Origin of the sequence: Synechococcus sp. 8F6 (assembly GCF_002252665.1) — a bacterium.
Classification (GTDB): Bacteria; Cyanobacteriota; Cyanobacteriia; order PCC-6307; family Cyanobiaceae; genus Cyanobium_A.
In genome coordinates this window covers 23266-38431 of the sequence record NZ_NQKZ01000019.1, presented here as the reverse complement: position 1 = coordinate 38431, position 15166 = coordinate 23266, and the positions used below count along the sequence as shown (strand labels likewise).

The following is a 15166-nucleotide window of genomic DNA, read 5'->3' as shown; positions in this document are numbered from 1 at the left end:
AACCTCGCTGGCCCATGGAAAGCATGTAATCTTGGAGCCTTAGTATAATTCAAATTCGGTCGCTATCAAGCGGTCTTGCGATTTTTCAAGGTGCCCTATAGTATGTTCCGATGTCAATACTTAAAACTGTGGACTACTTGAGGCAACTCAGAGAGACTGTGCTGCGATCCGTCTCACCCATTGTGCATAATCTACCTCACGTACGAAAACTATTCTCCTGGTATTCAAAATCAAAATGTGCTCCACCGGCTCCACATTTTGTCAAGCAAGGTTCTACTTAGGCATGGAACCAAAGACTGCGCATGGAACCGCCAGGCTTTCCTCCAGTTGTAGAGGGTCACCACGTGAATGCTCAGCTCCGCTGAGATCTGGGAAACGCTCTGCCGCCGTGGCGGACTCCTCCGCCTCCTGACGTCAGCCTTAACGGCCTCGCTGTAACAACGCATTGCTCATGTCCTCAAGCCCCCGGGTGTACTGACAACAGGGGTGACATCTTTCCTGATACCGGGGGATCAAGCGTTGATCGAAGTTGCTCTTGGCACAGGCATCATTGGCCTGGCCTGCTTCCTGATTTATTATATTTACATGGCCAGGTATTTATTTGTGTATCGTGGTCTTTTGGAGGACCAAAGGGGCTTAGGCCTGGCAGGAACTCTGGCATTCCTATTGATGTGGTTCCCACTTGGAACCCATTATGACGTTTATGGATCAATGCAACTCTTTTACTCCTTTTATTTTCTGGCAATTGGCTTTTCGGCATGCCCTGAAAAGACTGACAAACAGATCCAGGCTTACTGATGACTTGGTTGACCACCGCCTAGTTGGAACGCATGATCTGGCTATAGACCTGATGAATACAATCAGCTTCATGCTCGATCGAATGGGCCGCAACTGCTTTAGATTTCGCCGCAGATGCCATCTGATCAAGTCGCACTGCGTCACCCATCAGAGCATCCAGGCAAGCAAACAGAGCTGCTGGCTGACCCATATTGATGGCACAACCAAAGTCATGGTGAATGATCCATGGCCAGGCACCTGCTGTTGAAGTGACCGGTACACAACCACTGGCCATCGCCTCTAGGGGGGTCAGGCCAAAACCCTCGCGACGCGAGGCTGCCACACAGATGGAAGTGCGTTGATACCAGCGCCGGATCTCGGTCGATTCCAGATCACCCACAAACCAGATACGCTGCTCGAGCCCAGCAGCCACAATTCGCTGTTTGAGGGAATCTAGGAAGGGCTGATCGCGGCGTTGACACAGGCCGGTGACCACACCCATCCAACCCGAATGGTGGGGCAGCAGTTGGATCAAGGCCTCCACGAACAGGTCGGTGCCCTTGCTGGGGCGGATCCGCCCGAAGCTGGCGATCACCTGCTTTCCAGCCAGGCCCACCTCCGCCAGGGCCGCCTGGCGATCGGCAGGCGGGTGAAACAGCTGGCAATCCACCCCGTGAAAGATCACCGCATCGCAGTGCTCCAGAAACGCAGCCGAGCGCGGAGAAGTGGCGATCACCGCATCGCAACGCCGGATCAGCTGGCCCAGCCACCAACCCGGGGGTTTCGGGGCCGCCGAGGTGAACACCACCCGCCAGGGCTGCCGCAGCAGCGAACGGAGCAACAGGCCGATCAGAATTTCGATGTCACGGCGAGCATGCCAAATGCGCCAGCGACCCCGATGGGGCCGGCTCCAGCCCCAGCGCAGCAACGACCAGAACCCGATCTCACCCCCCAAGCCCAGCTGACCCCAGTCCCACACCACCAGCTCCTGCTGATGCCGCTGCCACGGCACCAGCGCCTGCACGGTGGCGGAGACGCCCGTGAAGCGCCTGTGCAGGTTGGTGACGACAACATCCGCCAGCACCGCCAGCACCCAGGGGATTCAACGCTACCCGGGCCAGCACAGCGGACCGGCTCCCGCCGCCAGAATCACCCGATGGACACCGGTCGCGGCAAAATGGGGCTTCTGCCTTCTCCCCATCCCCGCTGGCAGCTGAACCTCAGCGATGGCAGCACAGCCGCCGGTGATCAACGCCTGAGCGGGCCCTGGCGGCTGCTCTTGTTGGGGGATGGCAGCCCCACCCGGCACCTGGAGTCGCTCACGGGCGAGCCGGTGGAGATCGAGTTGATCGCCATGGCGCCAGAACCCACCAACCCTCCGGGGGGTGGCGCCCAGCAGCCCACGAGCGCCCCGCCACCGCCGGAGATCGCCGAACTGGATGGGCCACTGCTGCGGCGTCAGGTGTGGCTGCGCTGCGGCGACCAGACCCTGGCCTGGGCTGAGAGCTGGTGGAATCAGCAGCAGGCCGATGCCTATCTCCAGCAGCGGGAGCAGCCGATCTGGCGCAGCCTCACCAGCCATCGGGCTGAGCTATTTCGGGAGGTGGATGGGCTGGCCCTCGTGGATGCCCCCTGGCTGGAGGAGCGCTTTGGCCATGTGGGCCCCTTCTGGAGCCGCCATTACCGCTTTTTCCGCGGCGGCAAGGAGCTCACCGTGATCCGGGAAGTGTTTTCGCCGGCCCTGGAGCACTGGCTGGGGCCCGTTGCAAACCGCACCACAACGCCATAACAGTTTGCAAACTCGGTAACGGCTTGCAGCAATAAGGGCTTGACGGATTGACGCTGGTCATGCTCTTCGCAGCATGGGGGCACTCGCGCCGGCAAACCGGGCTATGATCACCTCTACCAAGACCACCCCCACGCCGCCTACTGCCAACCCGCCTGCTACCAATCCGGCGCAGGCCCACTGGTTGAGCCTGACCGACCTCGGCCGGATCTATGGCATTTCCGCCGTGCATTGCGGCCGGCTGCTGAGCGAGGCCGGCCTGCGCCAGGGCAACGGTGCCCCCAGCCCCAGCGCCCTGCGCCAAGGCCTGGCCTACCAACACCATCCCCAGTCCCCCAACCCCAGCGCTGTTTGGAACGCGCAGGGCTGCAGCCCACTGCTGCAGGAGCAGGGTCTACGGCCCATGGCCGAACACCAGTTGGTGGGCCAGTGGGCCGACCTACTGGTGGCCCTGGTGCAGGGCTCACCCGCGATCAGCACCTCCGCCGACGAAATGGCAAGCGACCTGCCCCAGGAGCTGGTGCGGCCGGTGAACCTGGAACTGCAGCAACGGGGCTGCAGCTTTCAGGTGGGAGCCCGCACTCCCAGCCGACACGCTCAACCCAAGCGCAGGGCCTCGGCCTGCAGGCGAGCCCGCTCCAGCAGTTCGCGGAGCTGATCCTCGTCGGTGTGGCTGAGGTTGGTGCGCAGCAGCTTGGCGTGGGGGGCATGGGCGCGCAGGCGCTCGATCACCCGATCCGGCGTCGCTTCGCGCACCAACAAACACAGGGCTGCACTGCCGCGGGGCAGGGTCTCGCCCAACTCCCGCATGAAGCCATCGTTGATGCCGATGTCCGAGAGGGAGCCGGACGCCGCACCCACGCCCGCACCCACCGCTGCACCGAGCAACGGGTTGAGGAACAGCAGGCCCACGAGCGTGCCCCAAAAGCCGCCACCCAGGGCACCCGCCGCCGTCAGGTTGATGGCCTGACGCAGGTGCACCTGACCCTCGCCGTCGTGCTCCACCACCACCGCATCCTCGAGGGCGATCAGCTGCTCGCGCTGGATGTCGACCAGCTCCCGCCGCACCTGCTCGGCCTCCTCGGCCTTGGGAAACCCAACCGCCACCAGGCTGCCCATCGCACCGTTTGCCACTGAGGCAAGGCTAGTGAGGAATCCTGGCTAGGCCCGGCGCCGGGTGGAGCGGGGCAGGGCCCGGCCAGGGGTTGCACCATCTCCTGCAGCAGGGCGGCCGTCAGAGGGCGAGGCACTGGAAGCCGATCGGCTGCTGGAGGCCTGCCGCTGCCAACGGGGCAGCGTGAAGGTGTCGTCGTCGGGCCACTCGGAGGGATCAGCTGGCTGGGCAGCCGTGGTGCGACGGGAAATGGCATCGAGGGGGCGGCGACGCGAGGGCCCAGCGGCACTGGCTTGCGACCTGGATTCGGGTCGGGGTTCGGGTCGGGGTTCGGGTCGGGGTTCGAACTTGGGTTCCGGCCTCGTCTCCTGCCAGGGCTCACGCCAGTCGTCGTCGTCTTCGAGGATCCAATCGAGCTTGTTTTCCACCCAACGACCCAAACCATCCAGCCGGGCACGGCGCCCATCGCCGCGGGCCGCCGAGCGCGCACCTGAGCGGGAGCCAGGCCGTGCGCCGGACACCCCATCCACCAGCTGCCGGCCCGCACTCACCAGCCGATCAAAACGCTGCTCAACCGGATCAGACCAAAACTCAGGCATGGGTCCAGGTTAGGGATCCAGCTAGCGCTAGAGCTAGCGGTGCCGGCCCGCCAACCAGCGCTCGCGACCCAGGCCAACCAGGGCGATGGTCAACCCGCCAAATTCCAGGGTCCAGAGAAACACGCCCATGGCGATGCCGAGCTGGCGTGACCCTAAGCCGCTTGCTCAAAGTGCAAGAGGCAGCTGGCATGCCAGCGCCCGCCATGGAGGCGCTCGCAGCACAAGCGGCAGGCCAGGCCCTTCACCCGGCGTCGGTAGGGCGCTTGCACGCCGCAGGTGGGACAGCAGGCCAACCAGCGGGGCGGCGTGACGCTGGCCGGCAGGGGATAGCGGTGGCGGATGCTCACCTGAAACTCGCTCTGGGCCGCATTGATGGCGGCCATCCGGGCCCGGAACTGGGGGCCATGCACCTCCTGAGCGCCCACCACCCGATCCACCCAAACGTGAATCATTTCGTGGCAGAGGGTGCTGAGGGTGGCCGCGCGGGGCAGGGGGTCGAGCAGGGGCCTCGACAGCACGATCTCGCAGAGGCGCCGTCCATCGGCGTGCCGACCGAAGCGATACATCCCTGCCGTGCAACGCATGCGGCCGTCGCTCCAACGCAGCTCCACCAGCCGCTGGCCAGCGGGCGCCAATGAGCCGTCAAAGTGCTCCCGATCCAGACGGTGAAACAGCGGCAGCAGGGGCTCGAGGGGCATGCCGGCTTGGCAGTCAGTCAGACTCTGGCCCAGTCAACGCAATTTATTTCGAGATGGACTGGGGTCTCACCCGCGACATCGGCACCAAGGCCCTGCTGGCTGGGGCCGGGACCCTGCTCCTCTACTGGACGGTCACGGCGGTGAAGCTGGTGCTCAGCGCCCGCGGCATCAACCCCCTCATCAAGCAGTTCTTCACCCAGGTGGCCAGCGGCCAGATCGATGGCGCCTACCTGCTCACCACCAAGAACTACCGCTCCCATGTGAACCGGCAACAGTTCATCCGCTTCCTGGCAGGGCTGCAGCTCAACAAATACCGCAACCTCAAATCCGGCCGGCCCCGGCTCGACGATGGCCAGCTGATCCTCACCGTGAAGCTCAAGAGCGACGGCAACGACGAACTACCGCTGGATTTCACCTTCGTGAAGGTGGAGGAGCAGTGGCGCGTCGATCGCATCACCAAGCTGGCCGCCGCCTGAGCCCCTCGCTGTGACGTCAGATCAGGCCCGCGCGGAGGAGCTGCGCCAGCTGCTCCAGCGTGCCGCCCACGCCTACTACGTGCTGGATGCCCCCGACCTGGAGGATCCCGTCTACGACCGGCTCTACCGGGAGCTGCAGGAGCTCGAGGCCGCTCAGCCGGAGCTGGTCAGCCCCGACAGCCCCACCCAGCGGGTGGGCGGTGCCCCGGCCGAGGGCTTCAGCAGCGTGGAGCACCGCATCGGCCTGCTCAGCCTCGACAACGCCTTTTCGCTCGAGGAGCTGGAGGCCTGGTATGGCCGCCTGCTCAAGGTGCTCGACCGCACGCCCGAGCCTGGAATGCCCCTGCCCCAACTGGCGATGGTGGGCGAGCTGAAGATCGACGGCAACGCCCTGGCGCTGAGCTACGCGCAGGGCCTGCTGGTGCGGGCCGCCACCCGCGGCGATGGCGAGCGGGGCGAGGAGATCACCGCCAACGTGCGCACGATCCAGAGCGTGCCGCTGCGGCTGCAGCTGGAGCACCCGCCGGCCTGGGTGGAGGTGCGCGGCGAGGCCCTGATTCCCGATGGCACCTTCGCGGCGATCAACGCCGAGCGGGGCCAACGCGGCGAAGCCCTGTTCGCCAACCCCCGCAACGCCTGCGCCGGCACCCTGCGCCAGCTCGATCCGCGGGTGGTGGCCGCCCGGCGGCTGGATTTCTTCGCTTACACCCTGCACCTGCCCGACGACTGGCAGCCCGGAGCGGACGGCGCGAACGGGGGCGATCCGCCGCGACCCACCAGCCAGTGGGAGGCGCTGCAATGGCTCCAGGCCGCCGGCTTCAAGGTGAACCCCAACGCGGCGCTGCTGCCGGATCTAGCGGCGGTGGAGGGGTTTTTCGCCCAATGGGATGAGGGCCGCAAGGCCCTGCCCTACGCCACCGACGGCGTGGTGGTGAAGCTCAACGACCTGCGCCTGCAGGCCGACGCGGGCTTCACCCAGAAGGCTCCGCGCTGGGCGATCGCCCTGAAATACGCCGCCGAGGAGGCCCCGAGCCGTTTGCTACGGCTGGGCTGCCAGGTGGGCCGCACCGGGGTGGTGACGCCCGTGGCCGAATTCGAGCCGGTGCCCCTGGCCGGCACCACGGTGAGCCGGGCCACGTTGCACAACGCCGATCGGCTGGCGGAGCTGGATTTGCACGCCGGCGACACGATCGTGGTGCGCAAGGCCGGCGAGATCATCCCCGAGGTGGTGCGGGTGCTGCCGGAGCTGCGGCCCGCCGGCGCGACCCTGCTGGAGCTGCCTCACGTCTGCCCCGAATGCGGCGCAGAGCTGGTGCGCGAGGAGGGGGAAGCGGCCACCCGCTGCGTGAACAGCAGCTGCCCGGCGATCCTGCGCGGCGCCCTGCGCCACTGGGTGAGCAAGGCGGCCCTGGATGTGGATGGCGCCGGCAGCAAGCTGATCGAACAGCTGGTGGATCGGGGCCTGGTGCACTCGATCGCCGACCTCTACCGCCTCGATGCAGCGCTGCTAGCCAGCCTCGAGCGCATGGGGGGGAAAAGCGCCGAGAACCTGGTGGCCGCCCTGGCCGCCTCAAAACAACAGCCCTGGCACCGCCAGCTTTACGGCCTCGGCATCCACCACGTGGGCGAGGTGAACGCCAAGGCCCTGGCCCAGACCTTCCCCAGTGCTGCTGATCTCACCACCGCCGCTGCCAACACGCCTGAGGCGATCACCGCCGTGTTCGGCATCGGTGAACAGATCGCCGAGAGCCTGCAGCAGTGGTTCGCCACCGCCGCCAACCAGCGGCTGCTGGAGCAGCTGGAGGCACTGGGCTTCTCCCTGGCGGCCACCGAACCCGAACTGGCGGAGGCCGCCGCGCGGGCCCACGACAGCGGCGGCGCGGCGCTGCAGGGCCAGACCTTTGTGCTCACCGGCACCCTGCCGTCGATGAGCCGCAGCCAGGCCCAGGCCCTGATCGAGGCCGCCGGCGGCAAGGTGAGCAGCTCGGTGAGCAAGAAAACCAGCTACGTGGTGGCCGGCGCCGAAGCCGGCAGCAAGCTCAGCAAGGCCGAGAGCCTCGGGGTGGCGGTGCTGGATGAGGCGGGGCTCAAGGCGCTGCTGGCTGCCTGACCCCCTCGATTAGGCGCTGGGATCGAGCCGGTTGGCCAGCCAGGCCACCGGCAGCATCGCCACCATCGCCAAGCCACACGCCCCCAGCTCGGTGAGCCCGATCGGCGCCGTCTGGAACAGGCTGTTCATCGGCCGCCACTGGCTGAACACCACCTGCAGCAGCACGGCCAGGCCGATCCCCAGCAGCAGCTGGGGGCCCCGGGCCACCGACCCGGCCTGGCCCAGCAGCCGCGCGGCCAGGCTGCGGCCCAGCTGGCTGATGCTGAGCAGGTAGATGATCCGGGCGGCCACCAGCGCCTGAATCGCCGCCGTGCGGGCCAGCTGCAGGCTGCCACCGCCGATCCGCACCCACTCGAACACCCCGAAGATCAGCACCCAGTTGAAGGCGGACACCACCAGGATGCGCCGCAGCAGCCGGGGCGTGATCAGCGGTTCATGGGGATCCCGCGGCGGCCGGATCATCGTGTCGGGCGCCTTGGGCTCAAAGGCCAGGGGCACGGTCATCGTGATCGAGTTGATCATGTTGAGCCACAGCACCTGCAGGGCCAGGATCGGCAAATCGCGGGCCAGCAGGGCGCTGATCAGGATCGTCATCGACTCACCGCCGTTCACCGGCAGCAGGAAGGCGATCGCCTTGCGCAGGTTGCGATACACCGTGCGCCCCTCCTCCACCGCCGCCTCAATCGAGGCGAAGTTGTCGTCGGTGAGCAGCATGTCGGACGCCTCCCGGGCCACCTCCGTGCCGCCCTGACCCATGGCGATGCCGATGTCGGCCTGCTTGAGCGCCGGGGCGTCGTTGACGCCATCTCCGGTCATGGCCACCACCTCCCCCTGGGCCTGCAGCGCCTTCACCAGCTCCAGCTTCTGAGCCGGGGCCACCCGGGCAAACACCTGGCCAGCGGCAGCGGCGGCGGCCAGCTGGGCCGAATCCATCGCCGCCAGGTCACGGCCGGTGTAGGCCCGCAGGGGCTCAGCCTCGCTGGCTTGGCTGGCCGGTTCCGAACCCCCCAAGCCCATGCGGGCAGCGATGGCGGCGGCGGTGGCGGCGTGGTCGCCGGTGATCATCCGCACCGAGATGCCGGCCCGCTGGCAGGCCGCCACCGCCGCGATCGCCTCCGGCCGCGGCGGGTCGAGCATGCCCTGCAGGCCGAGGAACACCAGACCGCTCTCCACATCCTCGTGGCTGAGGTCGTGACGGTGGTGGGGCAGGCGCTTGGCCGCGAAGGCGATCAGGCGAAGTCCCTTGCCGGCCAGTGCATCCACCCGCTCCTGGATCGCCGCGACCGTCACGGGCACAACCGCACCATCGGCGGCGAGCATGCCGGCGCAGCGGGGTAGCAGGGCCTCCAGCGAGCCCTTCACCTGCAGCAGCCGCTCGCTGTCGTCCCCGTCATGGAGGGTGGCCATGTACTGGTGGTCGGAGGCGAACGGAAGCACGTCCAGCCGCGGCCAGTGACCTTCCAGCCCTGCCCGGGTGAGGCCAGCCTTCTCCGCCGACGCCAACAGGGCCCCCTCGGTGGGATCCCCCTGGCAACTCCAGTTGCCGTGCTCCTGCATCAGGCGGGCGTCATTGCAGAGCACGCCGCAGCGCAGCAGCTGATCCAGGGGGTCGGGCAGGGGATCCACCACCGCACCACTGGCATCGAGCAGGTCGCCATGGGGGCTGTAGCCGCCTCCGGTGACGCGATAGCTGACGCCGCCGGCCTCCACCACCTGCACCGTCATCTGGTTTTCGGTGAGGGTGCCGGTCTTGTCGGAGCAGATCACCGTGGCACTGCCCAGGGCCTCCACCGCCGGCAGCTTGCGGATGATGGCGTGGCGGGCCGCCATCCGGTTCACGCCGATCGCCAGGGTGATCGTGACCACCGCCGGCAGGCCCTCGGGGATCGCACTCACCGCCAGAGCCACCGCCGCCTCAAACACCTCGGCAAAGGGCTGGCCGCGGCCCAGGCCGATCGCCAGGGTGAGAGCCGCCACCGCCAGGATGAAATAAAGGAGCACCCGACTGAAGCGGGCAAAACGGCGCGTGAGCGGCGTGCTCAAGCTGCTGCGCTGCTGCAACGACTGGGAGATGGCCCCCATCTCGGTGGCATCACCGGTGGCCACCACCACCCCAAACCCCTGACCGGAGGTCACGAAGCTGCCGGCGTGGACCATGCAGCGACGGTCGGCCAGGGGCGTATCGGATAGGAGGGGGGCCAGGTCCTTCAGCACCGGCAGCGATTCCCCCGTGAGCCCCGACTCATCGACCTGCAGATCCCGCACCTCCACCAACCGCAGGTCCGCCGGCACCTTGTCGCCCGCGGCCAACTGCACCACATCGCCCGGCACCAGATCACGGGAGGGGATGCGCAGGGTCTGGCCGTCGCGCAACACGGTGGTCTCCGTGCTCACCGAGCGGGCCAGGGCCGCAATCGCCCCCTCAGCCCGAGCCTCCTGGATGTAGCCGATCACGGCGTTGATCAGCGTGACGGCCCAGATCACCAGGGCGTTGGTCCAGGAGCCCAGCAGAGCCTTGATCAGACCCGCCACCAACAGGATGTAGAGCAGGGGCTGGTGAAACTGAAGCAGCAGCTTCAGCCATCCCGGCTGGGTCGGCGGCTCGGCCAGTTCGTTGCGGCCATAGCGCTCACAGCGCCGCGCCACCTCGGCGGCAGCAAGGCCCTCAGCGGGGTCACTGCCGAGCTGCTGCAGCACGGCAGCGGCGGTCTGCGCATGAGGCGAGGCGTCCAGCATGGTTTGGCTTGCAGCGGCGCAGCAACCCTCGCAACCTAGGCAGGGTGGCCAGACTCAGATCCCCGGCGCTGCTTCGGCCATGACCCTGCCCACCCCAGAGCCTGGCGCTGAACGGCCGTCGATCCATCGCTGGATCAAGGCGCCCTGCGGCCGGGCCCAATATGCCGAGCTGGCGAACCGCTCCGGGCTGCCGGCAAAGCTAAGGCTGGCCTGGTTTGTGCTGATCGCCGCCCTGCGCGACTGGAACCTGCCCGATCCGGACCAGGCAGAGAGCGCAGATCAGCCCGAATCTCCGGGCTCCTGAAGCGCCCGTTGAGCCGCCCGGCCCACCAGCCACACCACCACCACGGTGGCCAGCAGCCCCACAATCCGCAGGGCCCAGGTGCCGGGATCAGCCTGGCCGGAGAGCACCTCGCCAAAGCGGGCCACATCGCCGGCCAGGGCCCCCAGGCCGCAGAACAGAATCGTGCCGGGCACGATGCCGATCAGACCAATCGAGTAGTCGCGCAGGCTCACGTCGCTGAGGCCGTAGGCGAGGTTGAGCAGGGAAAAGGGAAATACAGGCGAGAGCCGGGTGAGCAGCACCAGCTTCAAGCCCTCCCGACTCACCGCCTGCTCGATCGCCAAAAGCTTGGGCACAGCGCTCAGCCGCTGCCGGGCCCAGCCACGCAGCCAGGTGCGGCCGAGCAGGAAGGCCGCCTCCGCCCCGAGGCAAGCCCCCACAAACACAATCAGGCTGCCCCACCAGGGTCCGTACAGGGCTCCGGCCAGCATCGAGGCCCACACCCCGGGAAGCAGAAGGGTGACCCAGAGGGCATAAAGCGGCACGAAGGCCGCCGCCCCCCAGGGGGAGCGCAACGCCTCAAGCAGCTGTGGCAGCCACGCCGGCGGAAGGAGGTCTGGGGTCAGCGCGATGCGTCAGGCAACACGCCCCCATGCTGGTGCAAGGCCGACCGCTTGGTGACGGCACAAAAAGGCCATCAAGCTGATTTGATGGACGTTTCGGTCACCCAGTTCCGCGCCCACTGTCTGGAGCTGATCCGGCAAGTGGAAGCCGGGGGAGAAGAGGTGCAAATCAGCCGCATCGGCGTGCCGCCAGCGGATCACCCCCCTTGATAGGCCTGCGTGGCTCAGGTTGGTTCGAGCTGAACGAGGGAACTCGGTGCTGGATGCTCAGGTCTTCTCAGCCCTGCAGTGAGGGTGCTCCTCGATACCCACGTGTAGCTCTGGTGGCTGCTGGATGTGGTTGATCAGCTGTCCACCCAGTTTTCAATCGCCAGATCCGGGTAGCCCTGGAAATCCGAGGGATTGTTGGTGACCAGCACCACCTCCAGCGCAAGCGCATGGGCGGCGATCAGCTTGTCGAGAGCATCGCGGCGGCGTAGCCGCGTCGCCCAGCGCACAGGGCCGTAGGCGCGGGCCGCCTGGCGATCGAAGGGCAGCACCGGCACCTCCAGCAGAAACTGTTCCAGGGCCTGGCGGTTGCGATCCGCCTCCGCGCCGGAGGCCACCACGCCGAACTCCAGCTCCGCTGCCGTAATGGCCGAGATCACCACCTCCCCCACCCGGCAGGCAGCGAAGCGATCAGACACCTGTGGCGGCTGATCCTTCATCAGATAGATACAAATGTTGGTGTCGAGCAGATAGAGGGGCCGAATGGTCACAGGGCCTCCCGATCGGCCTGCTCCTGATCGCCGCGGCCATCGGCCATGAAATCGGCTGAAAACCGGGAGAGAGCGGCCAAGGCGCCGCGAATGGGACGCCCGGCTGGCCGGATCCTCAACTCGTCTCCCACCCTCTCGATCTCCAGCTCCAGATCACTGCGCCCATAGGCCAGCTCTGCAGGGATACGCACGGCCTGGGAGTGACCATTACGGAACAGCCGGGTGGTGGCCATGGCGGAACCCAAGGAAGCTGAGCTGGATGTACGCATACATCCTAAGCGTTCAGCCCAGCTCCGCCAGGCGCTTGCGGGCCAGTTCCGCCTGGGCCTGGGCTTCGGCCAGGTTGGCCTTGCACTCCACCACCACCTCCGGCGGCGCCTTGCCGGCGAAGTTGGGATTGGCCAGGCGGCCCGCCAGGCCGGCGATCTCCTTCTCGGCCTTGGCGAGATCCTTCTCCAGCCGGCCCCGCAGGGCATCGAGATCCACCAGGCCCTCAATGGGCAGCAGCACCTGGAGCTCGCCACACACCCCGGCCAGGGTCCGCTGACCGGCAGCGCCCCCGCGGGCAGCCTCGGCGGTGGCGGGATCGAGCACCGCCACGCTCTCGGCACGGGTGAGGGTGGTGATATCGGCGGTGGCCTCCTGCAACAGCTGGGCCAGCGCGCCGCGGCCGGTGACGAACTGCACCGGCGCCGGCTGGGCCGGCTTGAGGCCCGCCACGGCCCGCAGGTTGCGCACCACCCGAATCGCCTCGATCAGCTCGGCGAAGCTCGCCTCCAGCTGGTCGTTGAGCGAAGCGGCATCCAGCGTCGGCCAGGGTTGGAGGGCCAGGAAGGTGGCCTCGCTCTCACCGGTGAGGCCATGCCAGAGCTCCTCGCTGAGGTGCGGCATCAGCGGATGCAGCATCACCAGCAGCGCGTTCAACACCTTGGCCAACACCTGGCGGGCGGTGCACTGATCGGCCAGGGCCGCCTCGCGGGCAGCCCCTTCCAGATCCGCCGGCACCTGCAACCGACGCTTGATCAGCTCCAGATACCAGTCGCACACCTCATTCCAGGCAAACTCGTAGAGCCCCTTGGCGGCCTCGCCCAGGCCGTAGCCCTCGTAGCGCTCGGCGGTTTCACGGTTGACGCGGGCCAGGCGCGAGAGGATCCAGCGGTCGGCCAGTTGCAGGGAGGCGGGATCCGGGTCGCCCAGCGAAGCGGGCGTCTCGCCGCCCAGGTTCATCAGGGCGAAACGGGTGGCGTTCCAGAGCTTGTTGGCGAAGTTGCGCGAGGCCTCCACGGTGGCGGAGGTGTCGGATTTGCGGTCGTAGTCGAGGCGGATGTCCTGGCCGGCACCGGCCACCTCCCGCACCAGGGCGAAGCGCAGCGCATCGGCGCCGTAGCGATCGATCAGCAGCAGCGGGTCGATGCCGTTGCCCGCCGATTTGCTCATCTTGCGGTTCTGCTCATCCCGCACCAGGCCGTGGATGTACACATCCCGAAAGGGCATCCGACCCGTAAAGGCGCCGGCCATCATCGTCATCCGGGCCACCCAGAAAAAGATGATGTCGAAGCCCGTCACCAGCACGCTGGTGGGATACCAGCGCTCCAGATCGGCGGCATCGGCATCGGGCCAGCCGAGGGTGGAGAAGGGCCAGAGACCGCTGGAAAACCAGGTGTCGAGGGCGTCGGGGTCCTGCTCCAGCACCAGCGGGTGGGCATGTGTGCCGCCGCCAAACTGCGCCTCGGCCTTCGCCATGGCTTCCACCTCATCCCGCGCCACCACATAGGGGGTGCTGTCGGTGATGAGGCCGCCGGTTTCGCTCACCACAAACCAGGCCGGGATGCGGTGGCCCCACCACAGCTGACGGGAGATGCACCAGTCGCGGATGTCGGTGAGCCAGTCGCGGTACACCATGCTCCAGCGCTCCGGCACGAAGCGGGGTTCGGGGCCGGTGGCAGCAGCATCCAGCGCCTCCCGGCAGCGGGCGGCCAGGGGCTCGGTGCGCACAAACCACTGGGTGGAGAGCAGCGGCTCCACCGGCACCTTGCCGCGATCGGAAAAGGGCACGCTGTGGCGGTAGGGCTCCACCTTCACGAGGAAACCCTCCGCCTCCATCGCCGCCACCACCGCCTGGCGGGCCTCGAAGCGATCCAGCCCGGCGAAGCGGCCGGCGGCCTCGTTCATTGAGCCGTCCTTGGCCATCACCGTGATCAGCGGCAGGTCGTGGCGCTGGCCGATGGCGAAGTCGTTGGGATCGTGGGCGGGGGTCACCTTCACGCAGCCCGTGCCGAACTCGGCATCCACGTGGTCGTCGGCCACGATCGGGATCTCACGCCCCACCAGGGGCAGGGTGAGGGTCTGGCCCACCAGCTCGGCGTAGCGGGGGTCTTTGGGGTTCACCGCCACCGCCGTATCGCCCAGCAGGGTTTCGGGCCGGGTGGTGGCCACTTCCAAGAAACCCCCGCCGCTGCTGAGCGGATAGCGGAAGTGCCAGAGGTGACCGTCCACCTCCTTCATCTCCACCTCCAGATCGCTCACCGCCGATCCCGAGGCGGGGCACCAATTCACCAGGTATTCGCCCCGGTAGATCAGCCCCTGCTCATGCAGGCGGTTGAAGGCCTCGATCACCGCGGCGCTGCAACCGGCATCGAGGGTGAAGCGCTCGCGCTGCCAGTCCACCGAGTAACCCAGGCGCCGAAGCTGGCCCACGATCGTGCCGCCGCTCTGGGCCTTCCACTCCCAGGCCTGCTCCAGGAAGGCCTCGCGGCCCAGGTCTTCCTTGCGTTTGCCCTCCGCCTTGAGCTGCTTCTCGAGGATCGTCTGCACGGCGATCGAGGCATGGTCGGTGCCGGGCAGGCAGAGCACGTTTTTGCCACGCAGGCGCTGGAAGCGCACGATCGTGTCGATCAGGGCCGTGTTGAAGGCGTGGCCCATGTGCAGGCTGCCGGTCACGTTCGGCGGCGGAATCACGACAGAGAAGGGTTCTCCCTCCGCCGCAGGATCCGGGTGAAAGGCACCGCTGCTCTCCCAGGCCTGCTGCCAACGGCTCTCGGTGCCGGCCGGGTCGTAGGTCTTGGGCAGCCCTTCGGCTGCGACGGTCTTGGGCAGGGCCGCTTCTGGGGCTGGGGCAGACAGCTCGGTCACGGCGGCAGGCACGGGCACTCGGGCCATGGTCGCAAAACGGGCCGAGGCCAGGGATGATGAGTCCGCAGAACAAG

The 15166-nt window shown here is 67.3% G+C and carries 16 protein-coding genes; 7 read left to right on the top strand and 9 right to left on the bottom strand.

The features are described 5' to 3' along the window. Positions 1 to 486: 486 nt before the first annotated feature. The gene (locus CJZ78_RS11685) at positions 487 to 798 is read left to right on the top strand and encodes a hypothetical protein (RefSeq protein ID WP_094561495.1); all 312 of its coding nucleotides are present in this window, start codon (positions 487 to 489) and stop codon (positions 796 to 798) included. A 19-nt stretch (positions 799 to 817) separates the two neighbouring features. Here the strand turns inward: CJZ78_RS11685 and CJZ78_RS11680 are convergent, their stop codons facing one another. Next, positions 818 to 1870 carry a glycosyltransferase family 4 protein gene (locus tag CJZ78_RS11680; RefSeq protein WP_143592917.1) on the bottom strand — a complete coding sequence of 351 codons (1053 nt, stop codon included), beginning with the start codon at positions 1868 to 1870 and terminating at the stop codon, positions 818 to 820. 63 nt (positions 1871 to 1933) lie between these two features. On the opposite strand from CJZ78_RS11680, the gene CJZ78_RS11675 reads away from it, so the two are divergent. Next, positions 1934 to 2566 (top strand): chorismate lyase, encoded by a 633-nt coding sequence (locus CJZ78_RS11675; RefSeq protein ID WP_094561493.1) that lies wholly within the window; start codon positions 1934 to 1936, stop codon positions 2564 to 2566. Between the two features lie 103 nt (positions 2567 to 2669). Beyond that, positions 2670 to 3221 (top strand): hypothetical protein, encoded by a 552-nt coding sequence (locus tag CJZ78_RS11670; protein ID WP_198953893.1) that lies wholly within the window; start codon positions 2670 to 2672, stop codon positions 3219 to 3221. Here CJZ78_RS11670 and CJZ78_RS11665 read toward each other — a convergent pair. The 3 genes from CJZ78_RS11665 to CJZ78_RS11655 form a co-directional block, all read right to left on the bottom strand. Then, entirely contained in the window at positions 3161 to 3682 is a 522-nt protein-coding gene (locus CJZ78_RS11665) for a DUF1269 domain-containing protein (protein WP_094561492.1), read from the bottom strand. The genes CJZ78_RS11670 and CJZ78_RS11665 overlap by 61 nt on opposite strands. 42 nt (positions 3683 to 3724) lie before the next feature. Then, positions 3725 to 4276, bottom strand: coding sequence for a hypothetical protein (locus CJZ78_RS11660; RefSeq protein ID WP_094561491.1), 552 nt, complete (start codon positions 4274 to 4276; stop codon positions 3725 to 3727). Between the two features lie 152 nt (positions 4277 to 4428). After that, positions 4429 to 4974 carry a SprT family zinc-dependent metalloprotease gene (locus CJZ78_RS11655; protein WP_094561490.1) on the bottom strand — a complete coding sequence of 182 codons (546 nt, stop codon included), beginning with the start codon at positions 4972 to 4974 and terminating at the stop codon, positions 4429 to 4431. Positions 4975 to 5027: 53 nt separating this feature from the next. Here CJZ78_RS11655 and CJZ78_RS11650 point away from each other — a divergent pair, with 53 nt between their 5' ends. Both CJZ78_RS11650 and ligA read left to right on the top strand, forming a co-directional pair. Continuing rightward, positions 5028 to 5450, top strand: a complete 423-nt coding sequence (locus CJZ78_RS11650) for a hypothetical protein (RefSeq protein WP_094561489.1) — start codon at positions 5028 to 5030, stop codon at positions 5448 to 5450. 10 nt (positions 5451 to 5460) lie between these two features. After that, a complete protein-coding gene (gene ligA / locus CJZ78_RS11645) occupies positions 5461 to 7560 on the top strand; it encodes an NAD-dependent DNA ligase LigA (protein WP_233128759.1) in 2100 nt (699 codons plus the stop codon). Positions 7561 to 7569: 9 nt separating this feature from the next. Here the strand turns inward: ligA and CJZ78_RS11640 are convergent, their stop codons facing one another. Next, complete coding sequence (locus tag CJZ78_RS11640; RefSeq protein ID WP_094561487.1) at positions 7570 to 10296, bottom strand: HAD-IC family P-type ATPase; 2727 nt, start codon at positions 10294 to 10296, stop codon at positions 7570 to 7572. Between the two features lie 79 nt (positions 10297 to 10375). Here CJZ78_RS11640 and CJZ78_RS11635 point away from each other — a divergent pair, with 79 nt between their 5' ends. Further along, positions 10376 to 10600: a hypothetical protein gene (locus tag CJZ78_RS11635; protein ID WP_094561486.1), complete on the top strand. Its 225-nt coding sequence runs from the start codon at positions 10376 to 10378 to the stop codon at positions 10598 to 10600. On the opposite strand, the gene CJZ78_RS11630 is transcribed toward CJZ78_RS11635, so the two are convergent. Next, positions 10576 to 11205 carry a TVP38/TMEM64 family protein gene (locus CJZ78_RS11630; RefSeq protein WP_094561485.1) on the bottom strand — a complete coding sequence of 210 codons (630 nt, stop codon included), beginning with the start codon at positions 11203 to 11205 and terminating at the stop codon, positions 10576 to 10578. The two genes, CJZ78_RS11635 and CJZ78_RS11630, sit on opposite strands and share 25 nt — an antisense overlap. Before the next feature lie 84 nt (positions 11206 to 11289). Here CJZ78_RS11630 and CJZ78_RS14690 point away from each other — a divergent pair, with 84 nt between their 5' ends. Next, a complete protein-coding gene (locus tag CJZ78_RS14690) occupies positions 11290 to 11412 on the top strand; it encodes a type II toxin-antitoxin system Phd/YefM family antitoxin (RefSeq protein ID WP_143592916.1) in 123 nt (40 codons plus the stop codon). Positions 11413 to 11546: 134 nt separating this feature from the next. Here the strand turns inward: CJZ78_RS14690 and CJZ78_RS11625 are convergent, their stop codons facing one another. The 3 genes from CJZ78_RS11625 to CJZ78_RS11615 are packed head-to-tail and all read right to left on the bottom strand — an operon-like array spanning position 11547 to position 15119. Next, positions 11547 to 11960 carry a type II toxin-antitoxin system VapC family toxin gene (locus CJZ78_RS11625; protein ID WP_233128758.1) on the bottom strand — a complete coding sequence of 138 codons (414 nt, stop codon included), beginning with the start codon at positions 11958 to 11960 and terminating at the stop codon, positions 11547 to 11549. Next, a complete protein-coding gene (vapB, locus tag CJZ78_RS11620; protein ID WP_094561484.1) occupies positions 11957 to 12193 on the bottom strand; it encodes a type II toxin-antitoxin system VapB family antitoxin in 237 nt (78 codons plus the stop codon). The genes CJZ78_RS11625 and vapB overlap by 4 nt, the downstream gene beginning before the upstream one ends. A 49-nt stretch (positions 12194 to 12242) precedes the next feature. Further along, a complete protein-coding gene (locus tag CJZ78_RS11615) occupies positions 12243 to 15119 on the bottom strand; it encodes a valine--tRNA ligase (RefSeq protein ID WP_233128757.1) in 2877 nt (958 codons plus the stop codon). Positions 15120 to 15166 lie beyond the last annotated feature (47 nt).